Origin of the sequence: Spirosoma endophyticum (assembly GCF_900112365.1) — a bacterium.
Taxonomy (GTDB): domain Bacteria; phylum Bacteroidota; class Bacteroidia; order Cytophagales; family Spirosomataceae; genus Spirosoma; species Spirosoma endophyticum.
Genome location: NZ_FOLQ01000005.1, coordinates 291,395 through 305,098, shown reverse-complemented (window position 1 = coordinate 305,098; position 13,704 = coordinate 291,395). Strand labels below are relative to the sequence as shown.

General features: G+C 47.5%; 12 protein-coding genes. 6 read left to right on the top strand and 6 right to left on the bottom strand.

The genetic code is table 11. From position 1 onward, the window contains the following. The first annotated feature begins 383 nt into the window (after positions 1 to 383). Positions 384 to 3,917 carry a beta strand repeat-containing protein gene (locus BM202_RS16090; RefSeq protein ID WP_093827833.1) on the top strand — a complete coding sequence of 1,178 codons (3,534 nt, stop codon included), beginning with the start codon at positions 384 to 386 and terminating at the stop codon, positions 3,915 to 3,917. A gap of 228 nt (positions 3,918 to 4,145) precedes the next feature. Here the strand turns inward: BM202_RS16090 and BM202_RS16085 are convergent, their stop codons facing one another. Next, entirely contained in the window at positions 4,146 to 5,510 is a 1,365-nt protein-coding gene (locus BM202_RS16085) for a PQQ-dependent sugar dehydrogenase (protein ID WP_093828089.1), read from the bottom strand. A gap of 144 nt (positions 5,511 to 5,654) precedes the next feature. Here BM202_RS16085 and BM202_RS16080 point away from each other — a divergent pair, with 144 nt between their 5' ends. The 3 genes from BM202_RS16080 to BM202_RS16070 all read left to right on the top strand — a co-directional run bounded on the left by BM202_RS16080 (position 5,655) and on the right by BM202_RS16070 (position 8,059). Then, entirely contained in the window at positions 5,655 to 5,996 is a 342-nt protein-coding gene (locus BM202_RS16080) for a tRNA-binding protein (protein WP_093827831.1), read from the top strand. Between the two features lie 74 nt (positions 5,997 to 6,070). After that, positions 6,071 to 6,601: a hypothetical protein gene (locus BM202_RS16075; RefSeq protein WP_093827830.1), complete on the top strand. Its 531-nt coding sequence runs from the start codon at positions 6,071 to 6,073 to the stop codon at positions 6,599 to 6,601. A 78-nt stretch (positions 6,602 to 6,679) separates the two neighbouring features. Next, on the top strand, positions 6,680 to 8,059 hold the full coding sequence (locus BM202_RS16070) for a M28 family metallopeptidase (protein ID WP_093827828.1): 1,380 nt from the start codon (positions 6,680 to 6,682) through the stop codon (positions 8,057 to 8,059). Between the two features lie 93 nt (positions 8,060 to 8,152). Here BM202_RS16070 and BM202_RS16065 read toward each other — a convergent pair whose 3' ends face one another. From BM202_RS16065 to BM202_RS16045, 5 genes are all read right to left on the bottom strand, one after another. Next, positions 8,153 to 8,947: a metallophosphoesterase family protein gene (locus tag BM202_RS16065; RefSeq protein WP_093827826.1), complete on the bottom strand. Its 795-nt coding sequence runs from the start codon at positions 8,945 to 8,947 to the stop codon at positions 8,153 to 8,155. A 104-nt stretch (positions 8,948 to 9,051) separates the two neighbouring features. Continuing rightward, a complete protein-coding gene (locus BM202_RS16060) occupies positions 9,052 to 9,792 on the bottom strand; it encodes a ferredoxin reductase (protein WP_093827824.1) in 741 nt (246 codons plus the stop codon). 8 nt (positions 9,793 to 9,800) lie between these two features. Then, positions 9,801 to 10,415 (bottom strand): sulfite oxidase-like oxidoreductase, encoded by a 615-nt coding sequence (locus BM202_RS16055; protein ID WP_093827822.1) that lies wholly within the window; start codon positions 10,413 to 10,415, stop codon positions 9,801 to 9,803. A gap of 118 nt (positions 10,416 to 10,533) precedes the next feature. Next, the gene (locus BM202_RS16050) at positions 10,534 to 10,836 is read right to left on the bottom strand and encodes a chaperone modulator CbpM (protein ID WP_093827820.1); all 303 of its coding nucleotides are present in this window, start codon (positions 10,834 to 10,836) and stop codon (positions 10,534 to 10,536) included. A 26-nt stretch (positions 10,837 to 10,862) separates the two neighbouring features. Beyond that, positions 10,863 to 11,762 (bottom strand): DnaJ C-terminal domain-containing protein, encoded by a 900-nt coding sequence (locus tag BM202_RS16045; protein WP_093827818.1) that lies wholly within the window; start codon positions 11,760 to 11,762, stop codon positions 10,863 to 10,865. Positions 11,763 to 12,183: 421 nt separating this feature from the next. Here BM202_RS16045 and BM202_RS16040 point away from each other — a divergent pair, with 421 nt between their 5' ends. Both BM202_RS16040 and BM202_RS16035 read left to right on the top strand, forming a co-directional pair. Next, positions 12,184 to 12,789 carry a T9SS type A sorting domain-containing protein gene (locus tag BM202_RS16040; protein WP_093827816.1) on the top strand — a complete coding sequence of 202 codons (606 nt, stop codon included), beginning with the start codon at positions 12,184 to 12,186 and terminating at the stop codon, positions 12,787 to 12,789. Between the two features lie 412 nt (positions 12,790 to 13,201). Then, positions 13,202 to 13,693: a DUF6265 family protein gene (locus BM202_RS16035; protein ID WP_093827814.1), complete on the top strand. Its 492-nt coding sequence runs from the start codon at positions 13,202 to 13,204 to the stop codon at positions 13,691 to 13,693. The last annotated feature ends 11 nt before the right edge of the window (positions 13,694 to 13,704 follow it).

Here is a 13,704-nt window from a genome sequence, read left to right as displayed (position 1 = left end):
ACAGTAATACATCATGATCGACAGGACTTATTTATGTCCTGCCATCTCTCGTATTGCCAATTTTAGCCCATTTACTGGCTGATTAATCCTTTACTGAATGGGTATACTCCTTCAGAACGGCTTTGCCGTGCCTTTTTTCGTCCATCCGTATAACTATTATTTTAATGAAAAAGCGATTTACACTTAATTATCAGCCCATTTCCAGGTTGTTAAATGCCTTGCTCCCAGGACAATGGAGCCCTGTACAGGAGCTGAAATCACTTTTCCATTTAGGAACAGTAAGTTGCGCTTATGTAGAATATGGAAACAAGTTAAACAAAAACTTAATACAAAAGCAACAAAAGCAAGAACTTTTTTTGCCATTAAGGATTTTCCTGCTACTTATGCTGGCAAGCATTATTAGTTTACAGAGTGCCTTTGCCACAACTTTTCCTTGTAACGATGTTTCTTATCGCCTTCAGGGCAATCCTTCGGCACTTTATAAGGTTGATCTAGAGACCGGTATCGCCACGCAGTTGTTCAGTGCATCTACATTGGGTAATCGCAAGATGACCGCTTTAGGGTATAGTCCTGAGGACGGATTTCTTTATGCATATCAATCAGGCACCAATGATATTGTACAGATTCATAACGACGGAGGAACGTCAGTAAAAGATATTACGGGCTTACCGTCCAATGTTGAGTATAACGCTGGTGAAGTATCAAAAGATGGTATATTTTATCTATATAGGTCTGGAGATGCTACTATGCAGAAGGTCGATATTAGTGCGCGTACAACTAGCACGCTTACGTTAAGCGCTGGTAGCAGCGTTGGCGATATTTCCATCAGTGCGGATGCTAAATATATTTATGGCATAGCTACCAACAATGGCCAAATGGTCACCTACAATGCCAGCACGGGTGTGCGCACGTTGACTGATGTTGGCATCCCAGCCATGACTACATCAACGTACATTGATAAATCAGGAAATCTGTTTTTTATTAATGATGCGAACTCAACAGTTTATCAGGTTACGGGACCGAATTCAAGTCCTGATACAGAAAGTGGTGTACAGATATCCCCTACGTTAAACACCTCCATTTCTACTACGGATGGAGCCCGGTGTACAAACGCTTTTGTTCCATTACAGCCCAGTTTTTCCTGCTCTACATTTAAATCTTATTTGTTTCAGGGCGATGCTAATGCCGATGGAGGTACGCTGAATAGTAATACGCGTGTTTATGAAATAAATATTATCAATGGTTCGTCTACACAGGTACATGGTCAGTTAATACCATCTAGCACGAATTCGAAAACGTCCGTTAACAATGTAGGCTTTAACGTTACTGACAGTTATCTCTGGGGCTTTCGCCGGGGAACGAATCAATTAGTACGGATGGGTAGTGACTGGTCGGTGCAATTTTTTGCTATTGCCGGATTACCAACAGATGTGCCTTTTAACGCTGGTGATATTGATGCAAACGGAATTCTTTATTTATTCCGTGGTCACAATAACGTTTCCAGTTCACAAGTTCTGCGGGTTGATCTTAAGCCTTCTTCGGCAACCTATTTGACATTACTCTCACCGCTGACATTAGCGCCAGTCGATGCAACTCGTGAAATGATTGACCTGGCAATTAATCCCGTAGATGGTCATCTATATGGGATCAATGCCACAACGGGGAATTTGTTACGAATCAATTCCAGCACGGGTGCTGTCTCAACCGTAGGTGCTACAAACATCCCCATTGCTAACCCTGTTGCTAATGCATTTGGTGCATGTTACTTCGACAATGCAGGAACATTGTATGTAAGTCAGAATGCTTCTGGTAAAATATACCGTATACCTAAAGCTGCTACTTCGGCTACGGGTATCTTTGTTTCTAACGGCCCTATTACCGATGATAACGATGGTGCACGGTGTTTTCAGCAGCCAATAACCGAATTAGCCAGTCTTAGTGGAAATGTATTCGACGATGGCAATGCCTTGACAGATAATCTGGTTAACAAGTTCGGCACGGGTTCTGTGGTGATTGATGGTACGGATATCGATGATGATGTTGCCGGTAATCAACCGATCTACGCTACGCTGGTTAATAGTAATGGTGCGGCTGTTACCACTGTTCCGGTGTTATCAACCGGTACGTATTCATTCTTAGCTGTTTCTCCGGGTACCTACTCGGTAGTGTTGAGCACTAATTCGAACGGTAGTACAACGGCTTCTTTGCCTACTAACTGGAATAACACGGGTGAAAAGTTAGGTACGGGTACAGGCAGTGATGGTACAGTTAATGGAATTTTGACCGGTATCTCGGTATCTTCGAATGATATCGAGAATGCTAACTTCGGTATTAATAAGAAGCCGGATGTCAATGATGCGACTGTAGCGGCTCAGCCAAACCCCGGTGGCACGAATCAGGGCCCCGTAGCTTCGACGGCCTTCACGGGCACCGACCTGGAAGATGGTACGTATACGAACAACCTGACGGGTCGTACGGTAACGTTGACCCCTGCCACCAACGGTACGTTATACTACAACGGCACGGCGGTGACTGCTTCGACGACCATCACCAGCTTCGATCCGACCAAAGTGACCCTAGACCCCACGGCAACGGGCGCCACCAGCTCGGGTAATCATCCAACCTTCACCTATTCGGTGAAAGATAATGCTGGTGTATTTGCGGCCCCTGCCACTGTGACGGTTCCCTTCACAGCTCCTACTGTTACTACGGTGAGCCTGTCAGGTAGTGTACTCAACGATGGGAATGGCCTGACGGACAATACAGTCAACAAGTTTGGCACCAGCTCAATCGTCATCAATGGAACGGATATTGATCCAGCAACGGGCAATCAACCTATCTATGTGACACTAGTCAACAGCGGTGGTACGTCGCTAACGACAGTGCAGGTGAGCAGCACAGGTACCTACACGTTCAATGGTGTAGCGCCTGGTACATATTCAATCGTATTAAGCACCAACTCTGCCGGTAGCACCACCACGTCGTTGCCAACAAGCTGGACGAGTGTGGGTGAGCACCTGGGTACGAATACAGGCAGTGATGGCACGGCTAATGGAATTCTGACAGGTATCTCGGTATCTTCGAGCAACATTAGCGATGCTAACTTCGGCATCGATAAGAAGCCAATAGTGAATGTGGCTACGATAACGGCTCAGGTAAATCCAGGGGGAACTGCTCAGGCACCAGTGTCGTCGACAGCCTTCACTGGCTCAGATCTGGAGGACGGTACGTATCCAACCAACCTAACCGGTCGTGTAGTGATTCTAACGCCAGCCACCAACGGTACGTTGTACTACAATGGTACGGCGGTCACGGGAACGCAAACCATCACCAGCTTCGATCCTACGAAGGTGACACTTGACCCAACAGCGACGGGCGCTACTACGGGTAGTTCGGGGGCTTTTCCTGATCCAACCTTTACTTATGCGGTGAAAGACAATGCCGGTGTCGTTTCTGACCTTAAAACGGTTACTGTACCCTTCACACTTGGGGTTCCGGATTTAGCCCCGATCATCTACGCGCTGCCTGCTACCCAATATGGTACCACTAACTTTACCGTCGTGGTCGATGTATATAATCTGCTGCCAACGGCTTCCAGCGGGCTTATCACGCTCTATGTGACCAAAGATCCCCTGGTTAAATTGAGCTTTGCCAGTAGTTCGGTCTTTGTTGGTAACAAAATTGTGCAGAACGGCATCTGGACGCTTGATGAAAAGAACGATGATTTCTACATCCTGAAGACCACCGAGGTTATTACGGGGGGGGGACACAAATCGTTTGGGTTTACGGGTATATTGACGCCTGGCAATACGAAGGGAACGTTAACCATCAGCACGACCATTGTAGGCGGTAGTGGTGGCGAAGTTCGAATCGATAACAATTCAGACGCTGATAAGATCGACTATTTTAAGAAGTAATCTTAAGGAATAAATTTTACCAAGGGGGTATAGCTATAATTGTAGCTACACCCCCTTGGTCTTTTTTGCTTAGTTTAGAATTCGTAGAGACGCCTGAGTAACAGTACTAAAATCAAGAACCCCCTTTATCCTGTGGCAAACAGGGTAAAGGGGGTTCGATTAGTGACTCTCAGCGCAAACGTAACACCGAGAAGAACGGGCCTATTATCGTTTCACTACGTCTGAATATTATTTCTTCGCCGTATACATCACCCGCCAGACTTTGCCTTTTACTGAGTCGCTGATGTATAGCGATCCATCAGGTCCTTGTGCGAGACCTACCGGACGGGCTTTAGCATCGCCAGGGCTAGCCAGATCAAGCTTACCCGCATTTACGTCAGTTCCCGGCTTACCCTGTTCAGCTACGCCCGCGAAATTCTCCGCGAATACTTCGTATTTACCCGACGGACGACCATCTTTTCCGAAAGGAACAAAGGCCACAAAATAACCACCCTGTTGTAGAGGAGCGCGGTTCCATGAACCGTGAAAGCAGATGAACGCACCATTTTTATAACGGGCAGGAAATTGAGTGCCTGTATAGAAAAGCAAATCGTTCGGTGCCCAGTGAGCTGGAAACGCCATAATTGGTTTCTCTTTTCCGGCACAACGATCTTCTTTAGTGCCATCGCCCCCGTATTCGGGCGCTAAAAACTTCTTATTTTTAAAATGATCGTTGTAGCAATATGGCCAGCCAAAATCTGAGCCTTCTTTCACCATCAAAAATTCTTCGGAGGGTAGCTCAGCACTTAGCTCATCCGTAAATACACCTCCCCAGTTGTTGAGGTTATCGCGGCCATGTTGCATGGCGTATAACGTATTGGTAGCAGTATTCCAGTCGAGGGAAACCGCGTTTCGGATACCCGTCGCGTAGCGTTTGCCGTCACTCTTATGCTGATTCAACTTTTTGGCGTCGAAAAGCCAGATACCACCGTATTCTTCCAGAATTGGGCAGGGGTCCATCCCCTTCGATCCTTTTTGTCGATCTTTTTCCTGACATGCATTAGACGGTGCTCCAAAATTGACGAACAATTTACCGTCTGGCGAAATCGCCAGCGATTTACTGGCATGCTGCCGCTGGAGGGTTAGCCCCGAGATAATTGGCTCGGCGGGTGTCGTCTCCATGACTTTGCCATTCGTCAGTTTGTAACGATAGACCGACGTGTCCGATGAAGCATAGAGGTAATTATTGTAAAGCGCCATACCTGTGCCGGTATTATTGCCAAACATAACTGTCTGATCGGCGCGACCGTCGCCGTTGGTGTCATTCAACTCAACAATTCCTTTGCCGTCATTGAGTTTTTCCAGTTTCACAAATACGGTACCGGCTTCATCGACAACAATATGTCGGGCTTTGCCCAGGTTATCGGCAAAAACTAATCCTCCAAAACCGTTCACGAGTTTAATGCCTCCATTGTCCGGGTCGGGCGCTATGGCAGGTAGCCCTGTCTTTAGCACAGGCGATTTTAGTTTAGCTGACTTAACAGGCGGGGCGTCATAAGGACCAACCAAAGCGGTGGTCGTAGCGACCGTGAGTAACAGCAGAGTTACATTCATGATAGGAAATTGATTGATAGCAAGAAATGGAAACACCCCCTAAACGTGCCGTAGCGGGCAAAAGTTTTTGACATAATGAGTCGCCGATTACTTTACTATTTTTGAGGATCAAAGTTCAACTTTGATCATAAATAGATTCATACTATGAGTAAAGAGCCCCTAACTTGGACCGATTTTGAAAAGGTCGAAATTCGTACCGGCACCATCATTGCGGCCAAAACCTTTCCGCAGGCTCGAAAACCAGCGTACAAACTAACCATTGACTTTGGTTCATTGGGTATTAAGCGTACTTCAGCCCAGCTCACTACGCTCTATCAGGTCAATGAACTGGTTGGTAAGCAAGTGGTGGCTGTGGTAAACTTTCCGCCTAAACAGATCGCTACGTTTATGAGCGAATGTTTGATTTTGGGAGCTGTTGCCGATGATGGTACCACAACATTGCTCCAAACGGAACGCGCAACGGCCAACGGTTTACGAATTGCTTGAGCCAGACCTGAAAGGCTTTTAAAACATAATAGGTCTAACGTAACGCAAACTGCTTACTTTCCCGTTTTATCCGTATGCGAACCCTTTTACTGCTGACTACACTGCTGCTTTTTTCTCTATTAGGACATTCCCAACGTCGGTCTGACGATACGTCACATTACCGCAGTGCACCCATTCCGGCCCATCTGCTTCCCATCGAGCGGGCTTACGGGTCATCATCGCTGGGGAGTGTTTATTTCTATGGAGGTAAAAAACTGTCGTCTCCCTATTCGCTGGAAATACCTTTCTACGAGCTTAGCGATCCTACGGTAACCCATCATTTTCAAACCTTTCGAACGTTGACTACGCTCGGAAGACTGACAGCGTTTATACCGTTGGCGTATATACTGCTGAGTAAGAACAATAACAACGGCGTTTACTGGACCGTTTATGGCGGTTCGATTGGGGCTACACTTGTCTTTACGATTTTAGGCAACAGCCAGGTAAACAAGGCCGTTACGCGTTATAATGAGATGCTGCGGCAACCTCGCCTGGGTATGTCCTTGGCACCAGTGCCGCTAACGGGGCAAGCTGCGGTGGGCGCCGGTGTAGCGTGGTCATTCTGATAATCAGGCCTGAATTCTGACGCGAAAACCGGCCGGTTCACGCTTTTTTGTTAGTTTAGCTGAGCAATCATCAACTTCATGAAAAAATTACTCCTTCCTGTTTTCGTTCTCTTTACTACGTTTTCCGCCTTCGCCCAAACGGCTATTGTCAACCGTGACACGCAAATCGCTGATCTTATTGCCCAGGTTTCTGCCGATAGCTTGCGGGCACACATCAACGGGTTAGTCAGTTTTGGCACACGTCATACCCTGAGTGTGCCCGCCGATGCCAAAGCCTCGGTTGGAACAAAAGGACTTGGGGCGGCCCGGCAGTGGATTCTGGGTAAATTCAATCAATATGCTAAGCAGTCGGGTGGGCGCATGACGGCTACGCTCGATACCTGGACGCTTCAACCCGACGGCCGCCGGGTGGATAAGCCTGCAAATATGGGTAACGTAATGGCCACGCTCAAAGGCACCGATCCGGCCGATGACCGTATTTTTATTGTGCAGGGGCATATGGATAGCCGGGTCACGAACGTAATGAACCGCGAATCGGATGCGCCCGGCGCAAATGATGATGGCTCCGGTACGGCCGCCGTGATTGAACTCTGCCGTGTGATGAGCAAGTCGTCATTTCCGGCGACGGTGATATTCGTTACGCTGACAGGTGAGGAACAGGGTTTGCTGGGAGCAGAGCATCTTTCTGAACGAGCTGTTAAAGAGAAATGGAATGTGGAAGCTGTGTTGAACAATGACATTATGGGTAGCAACAACAGCAGCGATACCCGCATTATTGATAACACCCGGCTCCGTGTTTTCAGCGAAGGATTACCCAGCGTTCTACTCAAAGACACAACCGGACGCATTGGCCAAATTCAGCGGTTTGGCAACGAAAACGACGGTAAGGCCCGCACCCTGGCCCGCTACCTGAAAGAAATTGGCGAACGCTACGTCGAAAATCTGGACGTGGTGATGGTGTATCGCAATGACCGTTACCTGCGCGGGGGCGACCATACACCTTATGTACAGCGTGGTTTTGCGGCCGTTCGCCTGACCGAAATGAACGAGAACTACGAACACCAGCATCAGGATTTGAGGACGCAGGACGGCATTGAATATGGTGACTATCCCAAGTTCATGGACTTCGAGTATCTGCGCAAAAACACAGCTGTTAACCTGGCTACGTTAGCCAATCTGGCAAAATCACCCACTGTACCACAGCAGGTTACGGTAGATGTTCGGAACCTGACTAATTCAACTGTACTGTATTGGCAGGCTCCAAAAGTCGGTAAAGTGAAAGGTTACTACGTTTTGATGCGCGAAACGTACTGGCCAGTCTGGCAGAAGAAATTCTTTACAACTAAGCTGGGCATGACGCTCCCTTATTCGAAAGACAACTACTACTTTGCGGTGCAGGCTGTCAGTGAAGATGGTAACGAGGGGCTGCCCGTGTTACCGGTGCCAAATCTGCGGTGATGTTCAGCTTTTGGGAGTTGCTGGTCAAGATCCAGAGAAATTTTAAAGGTATGGGTTTCATGGATAAGCTATGAAGCCTATACCTTCAAAAATTTAGACCGATTGCGGTAAGCCTCGCTTTAGAAAATCGGCATAAAAATTCGGGATAGAACTCTGGTAAATACCCTCAACCGTCTGCCCGATCGGGTAGTTAACTTTGATAAGTTCGTACGTAATCGAATCGTCCCTAAAAACTTCCTGTTCTCCATCTACGGTCATAACGAGGTAGGTTGCCAGCGCGTCGGCTTCTTTGGAGCGCCCGACTGATCCGCAGTTGATCGCGACAGGGGTAACGCCTTTGCGGGACGTATTGGTGTTATTGATAATCGGCCGGATATATGAGTAGTGAGTGTGCCCCATGATCAGGACATCCGCTTTCTTATCTGTCATCATTGTCACTACGTCGTTCGGGTCATGATCTTCATAAATATATTCGTCGATGGCTCGTGTGCTGGCATGAACCAGCAGCATGCTAACCGACTGATCTGCCACGCTAAACGATACTTGAATCTGACGCGGAAGGCTGGCTAGAAAGGATTTATTCTCTGCCGAAATGGCTTGTCGCGTGTAGTCAATGGCGGCAAACCGGGCTTCCATTTCCTGCGCATTGTGTTTTTTGAGCGGAATAACAGGCTGATCGAAGGCGATACGTTCATCATGATTTCCCATTAGTGTGGGAATCCGCAATTGCCTGATTAAGGCAATGACTTCATTAGGCCAGGGTGCGAAATCAACTAAATCACCCAGACAATAAATCTGATCTATATTTCTGGTATCTATATCGTCTAAAACAGCCTCCAAGGCGGGCAGATTGGCGTGAATATCACTGATAATGGCGATGATTAACATAGAAACGACAAAATAGACGTGCGATAAAAGCGATACGTTGGGTACTAACTACGTCTATTTTACAAAATTTGTTGATTAATAGCTCCGTAAGAGAGATTCCATTTTCAAGCTCCGGTAGGCCCAAAACGCTCGGTGCGGATGTTGGCTGGCGATAACCCCATGTCAGCCAGCGTATTGGCAACATTCTCAACCAATGCGGTTGGCCCACAAACGTAGCAATTTGGCGAAGTTTCAAACCGGCCCACCACGTCTGTCAGCATCGTGTGATCAACCCGGCGCGTGTAACCGGTCCAGTCGGTCGGCGCCTGCCGGGTAAAGGTGAAAACCAGCTTAAAATGAATATCCTTCCTGGCTAATAGCTCAAGTTCCTGCCGATAAATAGCATCCTCGGACGTGCGGACGCTGAACAACAACGTAGTCGGATTAGTGGCGCCGATATTTGCCCGATGACGTAGCATCGCCATGAGCGGCACAATTCCGGAACCACCGCCAACCAATAGGAGAGGAGTGTTTGCCATTGTATCCTTCCAGACAAAATAACCGCCGATGGGTCCTCGTACTTCCAAGGGGTCGCCAACGGCAATGCCATCAAACAAATAAGAAGAGACTTCGCCATCCTCAATTACCTCAATAGTCAGGGCAATTTCGCCGGTTCGTTCGGGTGGCGATGCAATCGAATAGCTACGTTCTGCCTGATACCCATCTTCGGCGGTTAGGCGGAGATCGTAGTGCTGACCGGGTAGATGTGGTATCCACTGAGGCAGGTGCAGCGTAAGCGTTTTCACACGGGGCGTTTCCTGCACGATGGAGGTTACCTGCGCAATCTGCCACTGAATTTTTTCCATACAATAACTCAATCGTCGCTACGGTAACGCTGCTCTTTCCAGGGATCGCCATACATGCTGTAACCGCCACGTTCCCAGAAGCCTGGTTTGTCGGACTCCATAAAGCGTAATCCCTTGATCCACTTGGCACTTTTCCAGAAATAAAGATGCGGCACGACCAACCGGGCGGGACCACCATGTTCGGGAGCCAGCGGTTGACCTTCGAAACGCAGCCCAACAAACGCTTTTCCGTTGCGCAGGTCGGCGAGGGGGATATTGGTTGTGTAATCACCGTAAGAATAAGCCATTACGTATTGAGCTTCGGGCTTCACGTTGGCGTGTTCGAGCAACGTATCGATGCTCACACCTTCCCAATGGGTATCTAACTTCGACCACTTCGTGACACAATGAATGTCGTTAGTGAACGCCTGTAGAGGGAGGGCATTAAATTGATCCCAGGAAAATTGGGTTGGCGTTTCGACCAGACCTTCCAGTGCAAAGGTCCAGGTTGTGAGCGGAATACGTGGGGTTGGTCCGGCGGTGAGCACCGGAAAGTCACGCGTTTCGTATTGGCCGGGAGGAATCCGTCCGCTGGGAGCCGATTCGCGCTTCCGTCCAAATCCTTTGTTGAAGAATCCAGCCATGATGAGTAGAGGTTGTCTTGTCTACAAGATAATCAGTCTGCTGCGTAGAACCAATGCCAATGTGAAATCGTGCAGGAAAATGGGCTAATCGCACCCAGAGATCAATGTAATTTCTATCTTAACTTTCTAGTGGCTCATAGAAAACCAATCGATTTTGTAATCGGGTTACCTGACTTTGTAAACGTTCCAGCCGTTCCAGCAGATCATCTACTACGTCCAGGTCTTCGGGATGAATCGCCAGATCCTGGTGCAATCGAACAAATTTTTCTAATCGGGGTAGTTGCTCCGGTTGAACATAGACGGATTGCTCCACCAGTATAGTGTCAACAAGGCCTTGTTGCTCTAACGTTTGGACGAAGGTTATTTCGATGTGGTGGTGCACACAAAATTCGCTGACGGAGATGAGTTGGTCGGGTTGCATAAGATTATGTGTTTGCTGTAAACCAGTTACAGGCTGGCTATTTTTCGGAATAGGTCTTTTTGTTCGTCGGTCAGGTTCGTTGGAAGTTTTATCTGCCACTGTACGTATAGATCGCCGAATGAACCGTCTTTTTTATAAATGGGGAATCCTTTGCCCCGCAGCCGTACTTTCGTGCCGTTTTGCGTTTCGGGGGGTACGGTTAGCTTTACTTTACCGTCCAGCGTTTCGATGATTTTTTCACCACCCAGCAACGCCGTATATAAATCAACTTCCTCATCGACGTATATATCATTGCCTTTCCGCTTGTAGCGGCTGTCATCAGCAATCACGAAGGTAATGTACAGGTCGCCAGCAGGTCCACCGTTCACCCCCGGTGCACCGTAACCCGCCAACTTTATTTTTTGTCCATTTTCAATACCCGCCGGGACGGTAATGCGAATGTTCTTTTCATTAACTGTCAATGTTTGCTTGTGCGTGGTGTAGGCATCTCGCAGATTCAGGTGCAACTCGGCCTGATAATCCTGTCCCCTGAACGTACTACGTTGTCGGCCTCCGCCTTCCTGCCCGAACATTGACGATAGGAAATCCGAGAAATCAGCCCCGCCGAAGCCATCCGAAAAATCATAGTCTCCGGTGTTGCCCGTTGACGATTGCTGGCGTTGCTGACTCTGTTGTCGCCGGGCCTGCTCGAACTGTTCGGCGTGTTGCCAGTCTTTGCCGTATTGGTCGTATTTCTTGCGATTCTCAGCATTTCCCAGCACCTCATTGGCTTCGTTGATTTGCTGGAATTTTTTGTTGGCTTCCGGGTCGTTCGGATTCAGGTCCGGGTGATGTTTCCGGGCCAGTTTCCGATACGCTTTCTTGATGTCTTCGTCCGACGCCGTTTTCGGTATGCCCAGGATGCTGTAGTAGTCGATAAAGTCCATTTTGTGTAGAGGGTGGGATGTAATCTGTTGCTACATCTATAAACTCAGAAGCCATAGGTAAGGTTACACGGAGCAAATTTCTATTATAACCAGGTGCATATTGACTAACGCAATACCGGGTTTTAATGAAGTTTGGTGTGTTCCCTAACTCACCTAAATTTAGCCGAATTGGATTATTATTCTGAAAATTAGTCCTCCAAAATCAGATAGTCCAAAAATATAGAATTATTAGAAAAATACAAAATATACTCATTTTATATGGACTTGTTGTACTTTTTTAATAAATGGCCTAATTTGCCACTATTTTATTGTCTTTTTAGATGAATATTTCATGATTGGCAGGCTGGATAGGCCTTGTCTATTGCGCCGGATGGCCTTTTCTACTCACCTTTGTCACGGAAAAATATAAAATCCATATCCAATGAAACAGTTCCGTTTATCAATCGCTATCCTACTTTCAGTATGGAGTCTGGCAGGCACAGGAGTGGCCAACGCCGACAATGGTTTAGTCGCAAACGGGGTGAGTGTTGAGAAGTCCGAGCAAAAGAAAGTACGTCTTTATACAAAATTAGGAGAGTCTGTTGACGTCGCAATTATCGACGCCGATGGCCATATCCTTTACAAGGGAGTTGTGGCTAAGAACGACGCTAAAGCAACCTCATTCAATCTGAAAGGCCTGCCTGATGGTCAGTATTATTTGACCGCCAGCAACGATACGTACTGGATGTCGCAGGGGCTGACCATTAAAGGAAACGCGCTTATTATTGAAGATCGTAACCAACAGTTACTAGCGCAGCCAACGTTGACCGCCTACGAGAAAAATAAGTTTGAGGTCAATCTTCCAACGAAAAACGTGGAAGAAGCTAGTGTAGCTATTTACGACGCTCAGAATGTTCTGGTACAAACGGACGCTTTCAAAGGTTCGGTTCGCCGGTTCGATCTATCGGGTTTGCCAGACGGTGCCTACACCTTTATTGTTGGCCCCAACCAGAAGCAATTTACATCGAGCATTAGCATTAAGCACTAATCGGCTGATCGTTGCATAGATGGCCTTCGGGCAAATTCATTCACTACATAATCTCAATGCGGCTAGCCTTTTCGGACAAGTCTGGTCGCTCACCCAAGTTGCCGCCCGTTGCTTTCTCAGGAATGCAACGGGCATTTTTTTGTCTGTTAAGGCTCACGTTTTTAGCGGACAATGCCTACCTTTGAGCCCTCGAAATGGGTGAAAGGTCAACGGTACGCTGTAGAGGTTTCACTTTTGCCTGGCTGGTCCGAACAGCCAGGCTTTTTTATGGGCTGGAAATATCCTCAAGTGAACTGCCCGGTTAGTAGAGCTTGGACAGATAGCAGTTGTCTAAATCGTCATTGATAAACTGCGGAATCTGGTTTTAGTAAAATCAGATTCCTGTATCTTGCTTTTCAAAAAACTAAGCCCCATGAAAAATACCTTTTTATCACTCCTTTTTCTCCTCACAACTCTTTCCACTTTCGCACAAAGCGCCAAAACGGGTACGTTAGCCGACGTAGCTTTTATGGAAGGCCGGTGGCTGGGTACTTTCAACGGTGGACCCATTGAAGCCTCCTGGATAGCACCCGCTGGCGATAACCTCACGGGCTTCATGCGGATGATGAAGGACAACAAAGTCTCGATGTATGAAATGCTGATCTTTGAGCAGACCGAGCAAGGTCCGATTGTACTGGTCAAGCATTTTAAGCCTGGTTTGATTGGACAGGAAGAGAAAGATAAATCGGATCGCTACAAGTTTATCGAAGCCAGCAAAGACAAGGCACTGTTTGAGAAAGAAGACGGCTCAATACGTATCATCTATGAAAAACGCTCGGCTGATCAACTCGCTATTCAGCGTGGTCAGCAAAAAGACGGCCGGTGGGCGTTTAATGATCTGTTTGTATTCAACCGCGTTCGGTAAATGTAGCACGC